The sequence below is a fragment of the Aeromonas sp. RU39B genome, from assembly GCF_900156095.1.
Taxonomy (GTDB): Bacteria; Pseudomonadota; Gammaproteobacteria; order Enterobacterales; family Aeromonadaceae; genus Aeromonas.
Map to the genome: position 1 here is coordinate 86,393 of NZ_FTMJ01000005.1, position 18,594 is coordinate 104,986.

The 18,594-nt window shown below is 58.2% G+C and carries 13 protein-coding genes and 1 pseudogene; 9 read left to right on the plus strand and 5 right to left on the minus strand.

What is annotated here, in order from left to right; genetic code table 11:
- The first annotated feature begins 13 nt into the window (after positions 1 to 13).
- A complete protein-coding gene (uvrB, locus tag BW958_RS09235) occupies positions 14 to 2,017 on the plus strand; it encodes an excinuclease ABC subunit UvrB (protein WP_076575451.1) in 2,004 nt (667 codons plus the stop codon).
- A 132-nt stretch (positions 2,018 to 2,149) separates the two neighbouring features.
- Here the strand turns inward: uvrB and corA are convergent, their stop codons facing one another.
- Positions 2,150 to 3,097: a magnesium/cobalt transporter CorA gene (gene corA / locus BW958_RS09240; RefSeq protein ID WP_076575452.1), complete on the minus strand. Its 948-nt coding sequence runs from the start codon at positions 3,095 to 3,097 to the stop codon at positions 2,150 to 2,152.
- Positions 3,098 to 3,503: 406 nt separating this feature from the next.
- On the opposite strand from corA, the gene serC reads away from it, so the two are divergent.
- The 3 genes from serC (at position 3,504) to aroG (ending at position 7,236) form a co-directional block, all read left to right on the plus strand.
- Positions 3,504 to 4,592, plus strand: coding sequence for a 3-phosphoserine/phosphohydroxythreonine transaminase (gene serC, locus BW958_RS09245; protein WP_076575453.1), 1,089 nt, complete (start codon positions 3,504 to 3,506; stop codon positions 4,590 to 4,592).
- Positions 4,593 to 4,728: 136 nt separating this feature from the next.
- Positions 4,729 to 6,012 (plus strand): 3-phosphoshikimate 1-carboxyvinyltransferase, encoded by a 1,284-nt coding sequence (gene aroA / locus BW958_RS09250; RefSeq protein WP_076575454.1) that lies wholly within the window; start codon positions 4,729 to 4,731, stop codon positions 6,010 to 6,012.
- Between the two features lie 171 nt (positions 6,013 to 6,183).
- A complete protein-coding gene (gene aroG / locus BW958_RS09255) occupies positions 6,184 to 7,236 on the plus strand; it encodes a 3-deoxy-7-phosphoheptulonate synthase AroG (RefSeq protein WP_076575455.1) in 1,053 nt (350 codons plus the stop codon).
- Positions 7,237 to 7,286: 50 nt separating this feature from the next.
- Here the strand turns inward: aroG and BW958_RS09260 are convergent, their stop codons facing one another.
- Positions 7,287 to 8,882, minus strand: coding sequence for a methyl-accepting chemotaxis protein (locus BW958_RS09260; RefSeq protein ID WP_076575456.1), 1,596 nt, complete (start codon positions 8,880 to 8,882; stop codon positions 7,287 to 7,289).
- Between the two features lie 214 nt (positions 8,883 to 9,096).
- Between BW958_RS09260 and hutW the strand changes: the two genes are divergently transcribed.
- Complete coding sequence (gene hutW, locus BW958_RS09265; protein ID WP_076575457.1) at positions 9,097 to 10,458, plus strand: heme anaerobic degradation radical SAM methyltransferase ChuW/HutW; 1,362 nt, start codon at positions 9,097 to 9,099, stop codon at positions 10,456 to 10,458.
- Here the strand turns inward: hutW and xseA are convergent.
- Positions 10,372 to 11,736, minus strand: a complete 1,365-nt coding sequence (gene xseA, locus BW958_RS09270; protein WP_083687292.1) for an exodeoxyribonuclease VII large subunit — start codon at positions 11,734 to 11,736, stop codon at positions 10,372 to 10,374. The genes hutW and xseA overlap by 87 nt on opposite strands.
- Before the next feature lie 388 nt (positions 11,737 to 12,124).
- Here xseA and BW958_RS09275 point away from each other — a divergent pair, with 388 nt between their 5' ends.
- The 3 genes from BW958_RS09275 to guaA all read left to right on the plus strand — a co-directional run bounded on the left by BW958_RS09275 (position 12,125) and on the right by guaA (position 16,109).
- Positions 12,125 to 12,778, plus strand: a complete 654-nt coding sequence (locus BW958_RS09275; protein ID WP_256701950.1) for a YitT family protein — start codon at positions 12,125 to 12,127, stop codon at positions 12,776 to 12,778.
- A 218-nt stretch (positions 12,779 to 12,996) separates the two neighbouring features.
- Positions 12,997 to 14,460 carry an IMP dehydrogenase gene (gene guaB, locus BW958_RS09280; protein ID WP_076575459.1) on the plus strand — a complete coding sequence of 488 codons (1,464 nt, stop codon included), beginning with the start codon at positions 12,997 to 12,999 and terminating at the stop codon, positions 14,458 to 14,460.
- A 71-nt stretch (positions 14,461 to 14,531) separates the two neighbouring features.
- Positions 14,532 to 16,109: a glutamine-hydrolyzing GMP synthase gene (gene guaA, locus BW958_RS09285; protein WP_076575460.1), complete on the plus strand. Its 1,578-nt coding sequence runs from the start codon at positions 14,532 to 14,534 to the stop codon at positions 16,107 to 16,109.
- 142 nt (positions 16,110 to 16,251) lie between these two features.
- Here guaA and BW958_RS20645 read toward each other — a convergent pair.
- Both BW958_RS20645 and BW958_RS09290 read right to left on the minus strand, forming a co-directional pair.
- Positions 16,252 to 16,403, minus strand: a pseudogene (locus BW958_RS20645) (IS30 family transposase); the annotation flags it as partial.
- Positions 16,404 to 16,500: 97 nt separating this feature from the next.
- The gene (locus BW958_RS09290) at positions 16,501 to 17,415 is read right to left on the minus strand and encodes a LysR family transcriptional regulator (protein ID WP_076575461.1); all 915 of its coding nucleotides are present in this window, start codon (positions 17,413 to 17,415) and stop codon (positions 16,501 to 16,503) included.
- A 199-nt stretch (positions 17,416 to 17,614) separates the two neighbouring features.
- Here BW958_RS09290 and BW958_RS09295 point away from each other — a divergent pair, with 199 nt between their 5' ends.
- The gene (locus BW958_RS09295; RefSeq protein ID WP_218641753.1) at positions 17,615 to 18,583 is read left to right on the plus strand and encodes a metallophosphoesterase; all 969 of its coding nucleotides are present in this window, start codon (positions 17,615 to 17,617) and stop codon (positions 18,581 to 18,583) included.
- The last annotated feature ends 11 nt before the right edge of the window (positions 18,584 to 18,594 follow it).

The following is an 18,594-nucleotide window of genomic DNA, read 5'->3' on the forward strand; positions in this document are numbered from 1 at the left end:
TGCCGGAGTCGTCATGAGTCGAGAGTTTGCCCTTGCCAGCCAGTTTCAGCCTTCCGGCGATCAGCCGGCCGCCATCGAGCAGCTTATCGACGGTATCGAGAGCGGCTTGGCGCATCAGACCCTGCTCGGGGTGACCGGCTCGGGTAAAACCTTCACCATGGCCAATGTGATCGCTCGTCTTGGTCGACCGACCATGATCCTGGCCCCTAACAAAACGCTGGCCGCCCAGCTCTATGGAGAGATGAAGGAGTTCTTTCCTCACAACTCGGTGGAGTATTTCGTCTCTTACTACGACTACTACCAGCCGGAAGCCTATGTGCCGAGTACCGACACGTTTATCGAGAAGGATGCCTCGATCAACGACCATATCGAGCAGATGCGGCTGTCAGCGACCAAGGCGCTGCTAGAGCGCCGTGATGTGGTGATCGTGGCTTCGGTGTCGGCTATCTACGGTCTGGGCGACCCCCAGGCCTATCTGCAGATGATGCTGCACCTGAGGGTGGGGGAGATCATCAACCAGCGCGATATCCTGCGCCGCCTCGCCGAGTTGCAATACACCCGCAACGAGATGGCGTTCAGTCGCGGCACCTTTCGGGTGCGCGGCGAGGTGATTGACATCTTTCCGGCTGAATCAGACAAGCAGGCGGTGCGTGTCGAGCTGTTTGACGAGGAGATCGAGCGTATCAGCCTGTTTGATCCGCTCACCGGCGCAATTGAGCAGACGGTAGCCCGCTGGACCGTCTATCCCAAGACCCACTACGCCACGCCGCGCGAGACCATCCTCGGTGCCATCGACAAGATCAAAGAGGAGCTGCGGGAGCGTAAAACGCAGCTGCTCGAGATGAACAAGTTGCTCGAAGAGCAGCGCATCAGCCAACGTACCCAGTTTGATATCGAGATGATGCAGGAGCTTGGCTACTGCTCGGGGATCGAGAACTACAGCCGCTACCTCTCGGGGCGCGCGCCCGGTGAGCCGCCGCCGACCCTGTTTGACTATTTGCCGGGGGACGGCTTGCTTATCATCGACGAATCCCACGTCACGGTGCCGCAGATTGGCGCCATGTATAAAGGGGACCGCTCGCGCAAGGAGACGCTGGTTGAATATGGTTTTCGCCTGCCCTCGGCGCTGGATAACCGTCCGCTCAAGTTTGACGAGTTTGAAGCCCTGATGCCGCAGACGGTGTTTGTGTCGGCGACGCCTGGCCCCTATGAGCTGGGCAAATCCGCGGGCGAGGTGGTGCAGCAGGTGGTGCGGCCAACCGGTCTGCTCGATCCCGAGGTGGAAGTGCGTCCGGTGGCGACCCAGGTGGACGATCTGCTCTCGGAGATCCACAAGCGCACCGCAGTGGATGAGCGGGTGCTGGTGACGACCCTGACCAAGAAGATGGCGGAAGATTTGACCGAGTACCTAGCCGATCACGGCGTCAAGGTGCGTTACCTGCACTCGGATATCGACACGGTGGAGCGGGTCGAGATCATCCGCGATCTGCGGCTAGGCAAGTTTGATGTGGTGGTGGGGATCAACCTGCTGCGGGAAGGGCTCGACATGCCGGAAGTGTCGCTGGTAGCGATTCTGGATGCCGATAAAGAGGGTTTCCTGCGCTCGACCCGCTCGCTCATTCAGACCATCGGCCGGGCGGCACGTAACATCAACGGCAAAGTGATCCTGTATGGCGATAGCATCACCGAATCGATGCGGGTGGCCATTGAAGAGACTGAGCGGCGCCGGACCCTGCAGCATGAGCACAACCTCAAGCACGGCATCGTGCCCAAGGGGCTGAACAAGAAGATCATGGATGTGATGGACACGGGGGGCGAGAGCAGTAACCGTGCCAGTGGTCGCAAAGCCGCCGAGCCAGAAGCGCCCTATCATCACCACTCACCGGGCGAGATTGCCCGCGAGATCAAGCGCCTTGAAGAGCAGATGTTCGAACATGCCCGTAATCTCGAGTTTGAGCAGGCGGCGGCGCTGCGTGATCAGGTGGCTAAGCTGCGTGAAGCACTACTGGAGTCCTGACGCGCGAGCAGGTTCAACACACGGGTTGCCAACAGGCAGCCCGTGTTGTTTTTGGCTTGTGAGAGGAAAAAGCGGGGAGGGTATGGGCCGAAAGCGTGTGACTCGCCATCCGTGGCGCCGCAACGAGTGGCGTCAGAGCCAGCCTTTGCGTTTAAAGAAGAAGTAGGTGCCAAAGGCTGACATCATCATGAGGCCAAGCGACAGGGGATAGCCGTATCCCCAGGCGAGCTCCGGCATCTTGGCGAAGTTCATCCCGTAGATACTGGCGATCAGGGTGGGTGGCAGGAATACCACGGCGGCCACCGAGAAGATCTTGATCACCTTGTTCTGCTCGAGGTTGGTCACGCCCATGGCGGCTTCGAGCTGGAAGTTGATCTTGTCGAACAAGAACTGGGTGTGCGGCAGCAGGGATTCCACGTCGTGCAGCATCTCGTCGATCCACTTGGCCTGCTCGCCACTCATCTTCTGGCGCAGGCTGCGCTTGAGAAAGCGCAAGGCACGGCGGGTATCGTGCAGGGAGAGACGGATCTGGCCGTTGGTCTCTTCCTGAGCGATCAGCTCTTTGAGCATAGGGGTGAGCTGCTCGGCTTCAAAGACCTGATCGGCGGTGCCTTCCAAGGTTTTATAACCGTCTTCGATAAGATCAGAAAGGTAATCAACCTTAAGGCTCTGCACTTCCAGCAATACGTCGAGGGCGTCTTCAACTTCAAGACGCTCCTGGCGCATGTAGTGGCGCAGCAAACGCACCAGACCGATATCCTCTTCCCGGATACTGATCAGCAGATTGTTACGCAGGGTAAACGAGACGTGGACACCCTTGGTGTCACGGCCAATACGCTGCGGAAACAGGGAGTGAATGTGCAGACCGTCGGAGTCCCAGTAAAAGCGCGCCGAGGCTTCGATATCGTCGAGCTCTTCCTTGTCCGGAACTTCTTCCAGAAACAGGCCGGTCAGCCACTCCCGCTCCTCTTCGTCAGGTTTGTAGACATCCAGCCACACCGTATTGTCGGGCAGGGTATCGTCCGGTCCGAGGGTGTGAATGTCTAGGATCTGATTGTTGAGGATGTAGGCTGTAATCATCTGTCCCCCTTTGATACTCGTGGGTTAGCAGGGATGCTCACTCAGGTTCATGCGGCGCCCGCAGGGGACGGCTGGGAGAATGCAAAAAGACGCATAGGCCAAAAGAAACCTGACTGCGGCGAACTATACAGGGGCTAAAGACGATTGTCAGGCGCAATCGCGTGAATATTCAAAGCCTCGCGCCAAAAAACGGCGAGGTCGGAGCTGCCAGCAGGACAAAGTGGCAATAAGGGGGCAAAAAGCGCCATGAACGGTCGGCAAAGCAGGTAAAACGCCGTGCACTATCAGGATCCAACCTGCCCGTTTTCAGTGCGCTGGTGTGACCGCCGACACAAAAAGGCGTTGCCGAGCAGGGGCGGCTCGGTGTAAAAGCATGACTTCACGGATCACACGCCACGGAACTGTCATGGAACACAAAATCTACAATTTTTGCGCCGGCCCAGCTATGTTGCCGGTGCCTGTCATGGAACGCGCCCAACGGGAATTCTGCAACTTCCAGGGACTGGGCGCATCGGTTATGGAACTCTCCCACCGTGGCAAGGAGTTCATGGCGGTGGCTGAGAAGGCGGAGCAAGATCTGCGCGATCTGCTGGCCATTCCGGACAACTACAAGGTCTTGTTCATGCATGGCGGTGGTCGTGGCCAGTTTGCAGCCGTTCCGCTTAACCTGCTTGGCGCCGGTCACACCAAGGCGGATTACCTGTTAAGCGGGGTCTGGTCAGAAGGGGCCCTCACCGAAGGTCGCAAATACGGCGACATGGCAGGCTACAACGTGGTGTCCAAGGATGAGCAAGGCCGCGTTCACCTGCTGCCGACCCCGACGCTGCGCGCTGATGCCGCCTATGTGCACTATTGCCCCAATGAAACCATCGAAGGGATCGAGATGTTCGACATCCCCGACACCGGCAGTGTGCCGCTGGTGGCGGATTTCTCCTCGACCATTCTGTCGCGTCCGATTGATGTCAGCCGTTTTGGCATTATCTATGCCGGTGCCCAGAAGAATATCGGCCCGTCGGGGCTGGCCATTGCCATCGTGCGTGACGATCTTCTCGGTCAGGCGCGCAGCGACGTGCCGGCGGTGCTCGACTATCGCCTCACCGCTGAACATGACTCCATGTTCAACACTCCGCCCACCTACGCCTGGTATCTGGCCGGTTTGGTGTTTGAGTGGCTCAAAGAGATCGGTGGCCTGGATGAGATGGCTCGTCTGAATCAGGAGAAAGCCAGTCTGCTTTATGACTATATTGATAGCAGCCGTTTCTACTCCAACCAGATAGACTCGGCCTGCCGGTCACTGATGAACATTCCCTTCCAGCTCAAGGATGCGAGCCTCGATGCCCGTTTCCTGGCTGAATCTAAGGAAGCCGGCCTGCTGGCGCTCAAGGGGCACCGTATTGTCGGTGGTATGCGTGCCAGCGTTTACAACGCCATGCCGATCGACGGCGTTAAGGCCCTGATTGGCTTTATGGAGCGTTTTGCCAAGAGCCATGGCTGATATTCCGGTGTGAACAGACGGCGCCGGATCCACACCGGCGCCGTTTTCATTTCAGGCGGCAATAGCCTTGCCGTCGCCTGCCCGGGCTGTTAACGTCCGGAGCAGTTCACGAATTTGGTCCAGGAACAGGATGTCTATGAAGTCGTTATCCCTTGAGCCCATCGCCCGCGTTGCCGGCAGTGTCAACCTGCCCGGCTCCAAGAGTGTTTCCAACCGTGCGCTGCTGCTCGCGGCACTGGCCCGTGGCACCACGCGCCTGACCAATTTGCTCGACAGCGACGATATTCGTCACATGCTTGATGCGCTGACCCAGCTGGGTGTGCGCTACAAACTGTCGGCCGACAAAACCGAGTGCGTGGTCAATGGATTGGGCCGCAGCTTCTCGAGCAAAGAGACGGTGCGCCTGTTTCTTGGCAACGCCGGTACCGCCATGCGCCCGCTGTGCGCAGCCCTGTGCCTGGGCACCGGTGAGTACCTGCTCGGTGGTGAGCCGCGTATGGAAGAGCGTCCAATTGGCCATTTGGTTGACGCCCTGCGTGAAGCCGGCGCCCACATCCAGTACCTCAAGAAAGAGGGCTATCCGCCGCTGGCCATTGATGCCAAAGGGCTGTGGGGCGGGGACGTACACGTGGACGGGTCTGTCTCGAGCCAGTTTTTGACCGCGTTTCTGATGGCGGCGCCGATGGCCGCGGGTGATACCCGCATTCACATCAAGGGGGAGCTGGTCTCCAAACCCTACATCGACATCACCCTGCACATCATGAAGCAGTTTGGTGTGGTGATTGAGCACGACAACTACAAGGTGTTCTACATCAAGGGTAACCAGAGCTATGTCAGCCCCGGAGATTTCCTGGTGGAAGGGGATGCCTCCAGCGCCTCTTACTTCCTGGCCGCTGGCGCTATCAAGGGTAAGGTGCGGGTGACCGGCATTGGCCGTCACAGCATTCAGGGCGATATTCGCTTTGCCGATGTGCTCGAAAAGATGGGCGCCCGCATCACCTGGGGGGACGACTTTATCGAGGCCGAGCAGGGTGAACTGCATGGTATCGACATGGATATGAACCATATTCCCGATGCGGCCATGACCATCGCCACCACCGCCCTGTTTGCCAAGGGGCCGACCACTATCCGCAATATTTACAACTGGCGGGTCAAAGAGACAGACCGCCTGCACGCCATGGCGACCGAGCTGCGCAAGTTGGGTGCCGAGGTGGAGGAGGGGCAGGACTACATCACCGTCACCCCGACTGCTCACCTCAAGCATGCGGCTATCGACACCTACAATGATCACCGCATCGCTATGTGCTTCTCGCTGGTGGCGCTATCGGATACCCCGGTGACCATCAACGATCCGGGTTGTACCTCCAAAACCTTCCCTGATTACTTCGCCAAGCTCGCTTCGGTCAGCGTCAAGGCGTAACCCTCTGGCCCGCCACCTGGCGGGCCTTTAGCATGTTTTTTACAACATGCAAGATGCCAATAAAAAATAAATCCTTGCTGGATGTAATTTTCTATTTACAGGTCTGCCTTCGAGGGCTAGATTGTTCTCTCTTGATATTATTGATTGATTGTTTCACCGCAGGAATTCGCTATGCAGCACCAAACCGACGACGTTCGTATCCAGGAAATCAAAGAGTTGTTGCCCCCTGTCGCGGTGCTGGAAAAGTTTCCGGCGACCGAGACCGCCAGCCGCACCGTCTATGAGTGCCGTCAGGCCATTCATCATATTCTCAACGGTGAAGATGATCGCCTGCTGGTGGTGATTGGTCCTTGCTCCATTCACGATCCCAAGGCCGCGGTAGAGTACGGTCAGCGCCTGCTGGCACTGCGCGAAGAGCTCAAGGGTGAGCTGGAAGTGGTGATGCGCGTCTACTTCGAAAAGCCGCGTACCACAGTGGGCTGGAAGGGCCTTATCAATGATCCGTATCTGGATGGTAGCTTCCAGATCAACGACGGCCTGCGCATCGGTCGCAAACTGCTGCTCGATCTTAACGATCTGGGTCTGCCGACGGCCTCCGAGTTCCTTGATATGATCTCGCCGCAATACGTGGCCGATCTGATGAGCTGGGGTGCTATCGGTGCCCGCACCACCGAATCCCAGGTGCACCGTGAGCTGGCTTCCGGTCTCTCCTGCCCGGTGGGCTTTAAAAATGGTACCGACGGTACCATCAAGGTGGCCATCGATGCTATCGGTGCTGCCAGCGCTTCCCACTGCTTCCTGTCGGTCACCAAATACGGTCATTCGGCCATCGTGAAGACGGGCGGTAACCCGGATTGCCACATCATTTTGCGTGGCGGCCGCGCGCCCAACTACAGCGCCGAGCATGTGGCTGAGGTGTGCCAAGGTCTGGAGAAAGCCGGCCTGCCGCAGAAGGTGATGGTGGATTTCAGCCACGCCAACAGCAGCAAGAAGTTCAAGAATCAGATGCTGGTGGGTGAAGACGTGGCCGCCCAGATTGCCTCGGGCAGTCAGGCTGTGTTTGGTGTGATGGTGGAAAGTCATCTGGTGGAAGGTCGCCAGGATCTGGTGGATGGATGCAGCCTGACCTACGGCCAGAGCATCACCGATGCCTGCATCGGTTGGGACGACACCGAGGTGCTGCTGCGCCGTCTGGCGGCTGCGGTTAAAACCCGCCGCGGTTAATCGCGTCACCATGAGAAAGGGCTGCCAGTGGCAGCCCTTTTTGCTATCGCTTACCAGCGGTAGGTTTTTAACAGAGCCTCAAGTCGTGCTGAGAGCTCCACCAGTTGCTGGCAGGCGCTGCTCGCTGAGCGGGCCTGATCGAGTGTCTGGTGCGCAGTATCACGGATCTGACCGACTGACAGGGTCACGTTGTGGCAGACCCGGTTCTGCTGCTCGGCCGATTCGGCCATCTGGTTGTTGAGATCATTGATATTGGCAATGCGGTCGATGATGGTCTGCATCGCAGCCAGTGTGTCGCGCGTCTTACCTATGCTCTCGGCGGCTTTATGCTCGGCATCGCTGATAACGTCAACGGCGCTTTGTGCCTCACTTTGCAAGGCGCGGATCATCTGGGCTATCTCTTCACTGGCCGAGCGGCTGCGACTCGAGAGGGCGCGTACCTCGTCAGCGACCACCGCAAAGCCGCGACCCTGCTCACCGGCGCGGGCGGCTTCGATGGCGGCGTTCAGTGCCAGCAAGTTGGTCTGATCGGCAATGGCCTTGATAACTTCAAGCACTCCATCGACGGCCAGGCAGCGCTCATCGAGCGCTTTGATCACCCGATCGATGCGGCCAATCTCTTCTGAGAGTTCGCTCATGTTGTGGATTGAGGCATGCGCCAGCTCACTGGCATGGCCGGCATCGCGGTCAGTCAGTGCCGAGAGCTCGGCATTTTGCTGGCTGTGGCTGCGCACCGAGCCGGAGCAGTGATCCAGCTCACCTACCGCGTCGGCGACCTGGCGCGTTTGTGTATCCTGCATGTTGGCGCACGACTCGGTATTGGCCGCTACCTGGCTTATCTGGGCCGACTCTTCATAGATGCGTTGGGTGGCGTGCTCTACTTCGCTCAAGCTGGCGCGAAATCCCTGCACCATCTCGGCCACTGCTTGGGTCATGTGTCCTATTTCGTCGCGGCTGGCGACGGGGAGCGGCAGCGAGAGATCGCGCTGCTGGGCCATACGGATCACCGTCCCCTGCAACTGCTGGATGGGGCGGCGGATATAGCGCTGCAGCACCCAGCCCAGCACTACAAAGCCCAACCCGAACACGGCCGTGAGTGTGCCGATCAGTAGCCAGTTGTTATGCCTGATCTCGCTTAAGGTAGCGGAGAGATCATAGGTAATGCGCACGGCCCCCAGCACGGTGCCTTCACTGACCTGATGGCACATCAGGCACTGGGTGCCGCGATACTCCTTATAGGCTTTGAACGGTTTGATAAGGGTCAGCCGCTCTCCTTGCTGCTCCATGATCTGCTCGCCACTTTCCAGGGCGCGGCGATCCCAGGCATCCACCGCGTGCTGATCATTGTGGCCGGGACCAAACAGCGAGGTGATGGCTGGCGCCCTAATCAACCGCGCTTCTACTACGCCGGGCTCGCTTTTCAGTTTGGTTTGCACGATCTGCCGGTTGGCAATGGTGCCGGTCACCATCAAGACGTTGAGCTGATCCATGTAGGTATTGGCAACATTGTCGACTTTTTCGCTCACCAGCTTGAGGGCCAGATCCCGTTGTAGCCAGGCCGAGAGCTCGTAAGAGAGGAAAAAGGTCGTACCAATAACCAGGGTGAGGGGCAGGAAAATCTTCTGTTTTAACGAGAGATTTCGCATGGCAGACAATCCATGTGCAGTCAGTGAACGCAGACCACGATAGAGGTCGGCAAGTGTCTTGCTACATTGCTATCGACCGATGCTATCAAATCGTTAACACACAAACTGTGCTTTTAATCAGTAATGTGCGGTGCATCGCAGGGGATTGATCCAGCACAATAAAGCTTGAGTGATAATAACTATCATTAAGTTTTTGGCGCGTTAGGATCTCACCATGCAGTTCACTTCCACCATGACTGGCTTGCCCAGCCCATCCCCCCTGCAGTTTGCCTTTTCCAGCAAAAGTTCGGCGCACGCATCCCGCCGTGGCGGCCGTCCGATGCAACCGGAGCATCAGCAGTGGCTGGCATGGTGGCAGCAACCCTCGCAGGCCACCGAGCGCGCGCTCTATCTGCACATCCCGTTTTGCACCAAGCGCTGCAGTTTCTGTAACTTCTTTGAAAATGGTGCCAATCCTAGGCGGATTGAACGTTATGTGACGGCGCTGTGTGAAGAGTTGGAGCGGGCAGCAGACACCCCTCTGGCGCAGAGCCGACCGTTTGAGGCGGTCTATCTGGGAGGAGGCACACCAACCGACATGACGGCCGAGCAACTGGCCTTGGTGTTGGCGGCAGTGCGGCGTTTTCCGCTGGCTGCAGATGCCGAGGTGACGCTGGAGGGGCGTCTGCATGGCTTTGACGATGAGAAATGGCAGGCCGCCTTGGCTGGTGGGGTAAACCGTCTCTCGTTTGGCGTACAGAGTTTTGATAGCAAGGTGCGTCTGGCGGCCGGACGTATTGATGATCGCGATACCGTGATGAGTCGCTTGCAGACGCTGGGGCGACGTAATCAGGCGGTGGTGGTGGCGGATCTTATCTTCGGCCTGCCGTGGCAAAGCCATGAAGTGTGGCAGCAGGATCTGAGTGATCTGCTCGAATGCGATATCCACGGCGTCGATCTCTATCAGTTGATCGCGCTGCCGGGTAATAACCTGGAGCGCTTTCAGGCCTCCGGTCGCCAGCCCGACGGGTTGCCCAGCCACGAGCGGGCGTTGATGTATGCAGCTGGCGCCGATCGCCTGGAGCGCGCCGGCTGGCAGCGTCTCTCCTGCAGCCACTGGCGGCGCAGTGAGGATGAGCGCAGCCGCTATAACCAGCTGGCTAAAGGTAGCGCCGAGATCCTGCCATTTGGTGCTGGGGCAGGGGGGAAGGTCCATCAATTCGCCCTGATGAATGGGCGCGATCTGGCTGGGTGGCACGCAGCCCTGGAGAAACAGGAGCGGGTGCCCGGCATGGTGATCGCCAGCGCGCCGCATGCTGCCAAAGAAGGGGCAGTCCGTCATGCCATGGATTGTGGCGTGCTGCCTTACTCGTTGTTACCAAGCGATCAGCGAGCGCTGCTGATGGCCCTGTTTGCTATCTGGCAACAGCATGGCTTGGCCGAGTGTGGCCAGGATGCGTTAACGCTGACCCTGGCCGGGCGTTTCTGGACGGTGAATCTGCAAGCCGGGTTATTCGAGTGTCTCGACGCGCACCGTGAAGCACCCGTCGGCCACCCGGGCCGAGAGGGTCTCGCCCACCCGGGTGTCGGCCGGTGAGCGGATCACGCTGCCTGCAGGATTACGCAAAATAGCGTAACCCCGCCCCAAGGTAGCCAGTGGACTGACTCCGTCCAACCGGGCGGTGAGCATTGCCAGGTGATGCTGGCGGCTGCCTATCAGCCGATCAAACGCGCTGTGCAGGCGCTCTTGTGCCAACTGGTGACGGCGATGGGCCGTTTCCAGCCGCTGTCCCGGTGCCTGACGCTGCAGGCGATCATTGAGTACCTGCAGGCGGCGCTCGTCATCGCGAAGAATTCGCTCCATCTTGCGCTGTAGGCGCAGCGCCAGCTCATCAAGGCGTTGGGATTGACGTTCGAGCTGGCGTTTGGGATCGCAGTTGAGCAAACGCTGCTCGAGCAAGGAGAGTTGATGCCTGGCCGTGCGCGCCTGTTGGCTCAGCGCGCGCTTGAGCTGTCGCTCCAGAGCCTGCCAGCGCTGGCGCAGCGCACCCTGATCCGGCGCCACCAGCTCGGCGGCAGCCGACGGTGTCGGAGCGCGCAGATCAGCTACAAAGTCACTGATCGTCACATCCACCTCATGGCCGACGGCGCTGATCACCGGGATCTGCGAGGCAGCGATAGCCCGCGCCACCGCTTCTTCGTTAAAGCACCAGAGATCTTCGAGTGAGCCACCGCCACGCCCGACGATCAGCACATCCACTTCATTGCGCGCATTGGCAATCTGGATAGCGCGCACAATCTGCGCCGTGGCGCTGGCGCCCTGCACCTGGGTGGGATAGATGATGATGGGCAAGGTCGGTGCGCGTCGTGAAAGCACGGTGATCATATCGTGCAAGGCCGCGCCGGTGGCAGAGGTAATCATCCCGACGGCTCTGGGCTCGGCCGGCAAGGGGCGCTTGCGCTCGGCGGCAAACAGTCCTTCGGCGGCGAGTCGATTTTTCAGCTCTTCAAAGCGCATGGACAGCAGGCCATCACCGGCCGGCTGCATGCTTTCGATAATCAGCTGATAGTCGCCACGCGGCTCATAGAGGGAGACGCGCGCTTGAACCAGTACCTGGATACCATCACGAGGGCGCATGGGCACGCGGCGGTTACTGCCCTTGAACATGGCACAGCGCACCTGCGAGGAGAGATCCTTGAGTGAGAAATACCAGTGGCCGGAGGAGGGCATAGCCAAATTGGAGATCTCGCCCGTCAGCCAGACGATACCCAGCTCATGCTCGAGCAGCATGCGCACGGCGCTGTTGAGGCGGGTGACGGTAAAAACCGGTTGCGAGGATGACTGATTCAACGTGTTCTCATTGTGTCTGTCCAGCCATCATGGATGGACAATCAAGGGGATGAGGCATCTTACCGCACTTTATCGTTGGCGGTGAATGCTCAGACTGGCCTTCATTACGCACCAAATTGGCGCGCATGCACCAGCGATGGTTCATCCTGTGGGCTGGCCAGAGCACGCGATGTGATGGCTCTGAGGTCTGTGCTGGCGGGTAGTGGCAGCATAAAATCTTTTGCGCTCGGCGTTGGAAGGGGATGGAGATGTGTGTGTCAGCAGCAAATTTCTCTGTCTGCCATTTTGCAGGGTAAATTACCAAATTTTTATGATATGCAGCGCGTTACTGCGAGATGGTGCTGTTTTTGCAGCATCTTTAGCGACTGGCCATGGATGCCTGCCGTGTTCTCTCTTGCAGTGAGGTCACATCATGACAATGACGCACCATTTTTCTCCGGCTCCGGAACATAGAGTCAAAAGTGCCCGCAGAACGCTGGCACACAGCATCAAGGATGATATTTACGGATTGGCGCTGGGCGTGATGTTTATTGCCGTCGGGCTCAATTTGCTCAAACAGTGCGGCATGATCACCGGTGGCATTGCCGGGTTGGCGCTACTTGGGTCTTACTACTTTCACGCGTCGGTCGGCGTGTTGTTTGCTCTGGTGAACGTCCCTTTTCTTATCTTCTGCTATTTCACCATGGGACGTGCGTTTACGCTAAAGACCGTGATCGTCAACCTGGCGCTGGCGCTGACGACACAGGCCGTCCCCACTATGCTAACGGTCAGCTACATCCATCCCCTGTTTGCCGCACTGGTGGGCGGCACCTTCCTCGGGATGGGCGTACTGTCGCTGGCCCGTCATAACGCATCGGTCGGTGGTACGGGCGTTGTTACCTTGTGGCTACAGCAGCGCGCCAGCATCAATGCTGGAAAGACCCAGTTGCTGCTCGATATTCTGGTGTTTGCCCTGTCGCTCCCGGTGGTGCGAGTGGAGTTAATACTCTGGTCGACCCTCAGTGCGGTGGCGATGAATGCCATGCTGATAAACTGGCACAAACCGGGTCGTTATCACGGTGGGTGAGGGTGAGGCAAAACGGATTAGTCTGCTTCGATCAGCCACAAATGTTGGGCTGGAAAGGCCCATTAGACGACCATTTTTGTTGCTTTTTTACCGGATTCGTCGGGAAAATTGGCGATGTGTAGTAAAAATTTAAAAAATAGTCCTTTACGACTGTCACATTGGCCGGTAGAATTTGCCGGCAATATTTTACACCCCCACACCACAGGTGAGATATTGCCATGCTCCGGATTGCCAAAGAAGCGCTGACCTTCGACGACGTGTTGCTGGTTCCCGCCCACTCCACTGTTCTCCCCAATACTGCCGATCTGCGTACCAAGCTGACCTCCAAAATCAGCCTCAACATCCCCATGATCTCTGCTGCCATGGACACCGTGACCGATGCGCGTCTGGCCATTGCCCTGGCTCAGGAAGGGGGGATCGGGTTTATCCACAAGAACATGACGGTGGAGCAACAAGCTGCCGAAGTGCGCAAGGTCAAGAAGTACGAAAGTGGCGTGGTCTCCGACCCGGTCACCGTGCGTCCTGACATGACCATTGCCCAGATCAAAGAGCTGAGCCACAAGACCGGTTTCGCCGGTTATCCGGTTGTCACTGAAGGCCACCAGCTGGTCGGCATCATCACCGGCCGTGACGTACGCTTCGTCACCGATCTCTCCCTGACGGTTGAACAGGTCATGACTGGCAAAGAACGCCTGGTGACCGTGCGTGAAGGCGCTGCCCGTGAAGAGGTGGTTGGCCTGATGCAAAAGCACCGTATCGAGAAGGTGCTGGTGGTCAATGCCGATTTCAAACTCAAGGGCATGATCACGGTGAAAGACTTCCAAAAAGCCGAGCGTAAGCCCCACGCCTGCAAGGACGAGCAGGGTCGTCTGCGCGTCGGTGCGGCAGTCGGTGCCGGTGCCGGTAACGAAGAGCGCGTTGCTGCGCTGGTGGAAGCCGGTGTTGATGTGCTCTTGATTGACTCTTCTCACGGCCACTCCCAAGGCGTACTGGACCGTATCAAGGCAACCCGCGAGGCTTATCCGGAACTGCAAATCATCGGTGGTAACGTGGCCACTGCCGCCGGTGCGCGCGCACTGGTCGAAGCCGGTGTGAATGCCGTCAAAGTCGGTATCGGCCCGGGCTCTATCTGCACCACCCGTATCGTGACCGGTGTGGGCGTTCCGCAAATCACCGCCATCTCCGACGCCGTAGAAGCCCTTGAAGGCACGGGCGTTCCGGTCATTGCTGACGGCGGTATCCGTTTCTCTGGCGACATCGCCAAGGCGATTGCTGCGGGCGCCAGCTGCGTCATGGTCGGCTCCATGTTCGCCGGTACTGAAGAAGCACCGGGTGAAATCGAGCTCTACCAGGGCCGTTCGTTCAAGTCTTACCGCGGTATGGGCTCGCTGGGCGCCATGTCCAAGGGCTCCAGTGATCGTTACTTCCAAAGCGATAACGCCGCTGACAAGCTGGTGCCGGAAGGCATCGAAGGGCGCGTGCCTTACAAGGGCCGCCTCAAAGAGATCATCCATCAACAGATGGGTGGCCTGCGCTCTTCCATGGGTCTCACCGGCAGCGCCACCATCGACGACATGCGTACCAAGGCTGAATTTGTGCGCATCTCCGGCGCCGGGATGAAAGAGTCCCACGTGCACGATGTGACCATTACCAAAGAAGCCCCCAACTACCGGATGGGCTGATAACAACGGGGCCCTGCGCCCCGTTTTAACTCGATTTTTTACCCCCCACAGCAGTCTGATACAGGACGAACATGAGTAAAAATATTCACGATCACCGTATCCTGATCCTGGATTTCGGTTCCCAGTACACCCAATTGATTGCCCGCCGCGTGCGTGAAATCGGCGTTTACTGCGAACTGTGGGCCTGGGATGTGACAGAAGAGCAGATCCGCGAGTTCAACCCCAACGGCATCATCCTCTCCGGTGGCCCGGAGTCCGTGACCGAAGCCGGCAGCCCGCGTGCGCCCGAGTATGTGTTTAACGCCGGCGTGCCGGTGTTTGGCATCTGCTACGGCATGCAGACCATGGCCGAGCAACTCGGTGGCAAGGTGGCGTCGTCTACCGAGCGCGAGTTTGGCTATGCCCAGGTTGAAGTGCTGGGTGAAAGCGCGCTGCTGCGCAGCATCGAAGATGCGATTGCCCCTAACGGCAACGCCATGCTGGATGTCTGGATGAGCCACGGTGACAAGGTCGTCGCGATTCCCGAGCCGTTCACCACCATCGCCCAGACCCCGACCTGCCCGCATGCCGCCATGGCATGGGAAGAGAAGCAGTTCTACGGCGTGCAGTTCCACCCGGAAGTGACCCACACCCGTCAAGGTGCCCGCATGCTCGAGCACTTTGTCAAAGATATCTGCGGCTGCGAATGCCTGTGGACTGCCGCCACCATCATCGACGACGCGGTCGCCCGCATTCGCGAGCAGGTGGGTGAGGATGAAGTGATCCTCGGTCTCTCCGGCGGGGTAGACTCCTCCGTCGTGGCCATGCTGGTGCACCGCGCCATCGGCGATCGCCTGACCTGCGTCTTCGTTGACAACGGTCTGCTGCGTCTAAACGAAGGCGAGCAGGTGATGGAGATGTTTGGTGACCACTTTGGTCTGAACATCATCAAGGTCGATGCCGAAGAGCGTTTCCTCTCTGCACTGGCCGGAGTGGATGAGCCGGAAGCCAAACGCAAGATCATTGGCCGTGTCTTCGTTGAAGTGTTCGACGATGAAGCCAAAAAGCTCAAGAACGCCAAGTGGTTGGCCCAAGGTACCATTTATCCGGACGTGATCGAATCGGCGGCCAGCAAGACCGGCAAAGCCCACGTCATCAAGTCGCACCACAACGTGGGCGGCCTGCCGGAAGAGATGAAGATGGGGCTGGTCGAGCCGCTGCGCGAGCTGTTCAAAGACGAAGTGCGCCGCGTGGGTCTCGAACTGGGTCTGCCTTACGACATGCTCTACCGTCACCCGTTCCCGGGTCCGGGCCTTGGCGTGCGCGTGCTGGGCGAGGTGAAAAAAGAGTATTGCGATCTGCTGCGCCGCGCCGATGCCGTTTTTATCGAAGAGTTGCGTAAAGCCGATCTTTACAACCGCGTCAGCCAAGCCTTCGCCGTGTTCCTGCCGGTGCGCTCTGTTGGCGTCATGGGTGACGGTCGCAAGTACGATTGGGTTATCGCCCTGCGTGCTGTCGAGACCATCGACTTTATGACCGCCCACTGGGCACACCTGCCGTATGACTTCCTCGGCCACGTGTCGAACCGCATCATCAACGAGATCAACGGTATCTCCCGCGTGGTGTATGACGTCTCCGGCAAGCCGCCTGCAACTATCGAGTGGGAATAAGCGTTTAACGCAGTTCTCGCTGTGCAGGTAAAACTGCCAAAAAGACGCCCTTGCGGCGTCTTTTCTTTTTTAATCGTTTGCGTCGCAATCTGCGAATGTCACGCGGTGGCTCATGGTCATTGCAAAATATGTCAAAGCAGCCTTGCCAATCCCCCACACGGCTGCGTTCATTGACTCCCGCAGGGAGCGCGTCAATCAGGGGATCTTACCCTTGCTATCGTGCTTGTGACCCTGACGCAGATGCCGGTATAGCGAGCTAGCGTTGGCTTTGCCGTGTGCCTCATAGCGATATATCAACTAGTGGGCGAGAAGAAGCGGTGGTTGACCACGTCTCTCCACGAGCCCTTGCAAGCGTCATTGCTTCCAGATAAGAGGACACCGCTGCGCTAGCTCAATTGTCCTGACGCAGTATCTCTATTAATTCGCGCAAGCCCGGCGGAACCTGACGGTGGCCCGGATAGTAGATATGGAGCGCAGGCGCTATCGGGGCCCAGTCTGATAGCACCACCTGCAACTCGCCGCGCAGCAAGTGCTCTCGTACCCGATCCTCCAGACAGTACATTATGCCGCCGCTGGCGACAGCGATCTCGATACCCAGAGTCGTTTCATTCACGCAGAGCTGGCCCGGCACGTCGATGGTGCGATGTTCGCCGTCCTTCTCGAATTCCCATCGGTAGATGACGCCTTGACCGGTGCGGATCTGGATGCACTCGTGCATTTTGAGATCTTCGGGAACGTGCAGCGGCGCACTGCGGTGAATGTAGCGAGGTGACGCGACTGCGACCCAGCGCAGTGGCGTGCCGATCCTGACGGCAACAAGGTCTTCTGGCACTGTCCCGCCGAAACGGATACCGGCATCGAAGCCTGCTGCCACGATATCGATCATATGGTCATCCACGGCGATCTCGACGTCGACATCGGGATAGCTATGCAGGAATTTCGGTAGGTGCTTGGCCAGCAAGAGCCGCGCTCCGTCTTGGAGTACGTTCAAACGCAGTCTCCCGATGGGGCGGTCGCGATGGTGATTCACGTCCGCCAGAGCTCCTCCAATTTCCATGAATCCGATTTCCAACCGTTTAGCTAGGCTGTCGCCGGCCTCGGTGGGCGACACCGTGCGGCTGGTGCGGTTGAGCAGGCGCACTCCAAGCCTGGCTTCCAGGTTGCGTATGGCATGGCTGAGTGCTGAGGTGGTGATGCCCAGCTCGACCGCAGCCTGGGTAAAGCTACACAGGCGATGGACGACTAGAAATGAGTTCAGATCAGCCAGGTCGGCCCTCGATAAACGCGTGATGGGGCGAAGGCTCATGGTAAACGTCTATCTGTGAATTTAATTACACGAACCATGGATTTATACTCGATTGTTTCTGATTTTTACCGCCATATCATACATAAAATTTCCACAATACGGTGATTGGGCGCCAGTGTTTCACGTTGTTTTGTTCGTCTTATATGTTTATGTCGCATGCCGTTTTGTGCTCCCACTGCCATGGGGTGCAGGATGGCGTGTGCTGCTGGCCGCTGTACTGCTAGTGATATCCAAATACCACCTGATCCAGCAATGGGTCTTCGGGACGGTGTTTTCCCCGGAGATGTCGAAAACGTTGATAGTGGTATTTAGCGGGCTGTTTTGTGCCTTCATACAGCTTTTTTGCCTTACGGCAATACTCGACATGCTGCTAGTGGCTGCCTGGATGGTGCAACGAGGTTGCACCATGAAGCGACAACACCACACGTGGGCTCGTTACACCATCGGCATTGCAGTACTTCTTCTCTGCGCGATAGGTGTTCAGCAGGCCATGAAGGTACCTAACGTGCGATGCATCGAGCTGACACTGCACGATCTGCCCCAAGGCATGGACGGTTTTCGGCTGGTGCAAATGACCGACCTGCACATTAGCCGGTTCCTGAACGGCCCATGGGTGCGACAGGTTGTTGCACGCACCAACGCCCTGAATCCCGACTTGATTGTCATTACAGGTGATCTGATTGACGGCACGCCCAAGGCTCGTCGCGATGATGTGGATCCGCTCAGGGATCTGCGGGCCAAGCATGGTGTCGTCACGATTCTGGGCTACCACGAGTACTACTTTGACGCTAGTCAGTGGACGACCATGTTCGAACAATTGGGCATGGTTGCGCTAGCCAATGCGCGCCTGCGCATTGCAACTGATGTGGCAGAGCTTGTTGTGGCAGGGGTGAATGATACGGCGGCCCTTGCGCATGGTCTTCCGGGGCCCGATGCAGCACGAGCCCTAAGCGGTGTGTCTCACGAGAGTTTGACGGTACTGCTGACGCACCGCCCCGTGGACACGGCGGCACACACCCAAGCCGGCGTCGATCTTCAACTGGCGGGCCATACCCACGGCGGAATGATCCCAGGTTTCGATGCCTTGGTGATATGCACCTGTATGTCAGCAATGGCACGGGAATCTGGGATGGCTTCCCTATTCGACTGGGCCGACCCGCCGAGATAACGGAATTCACA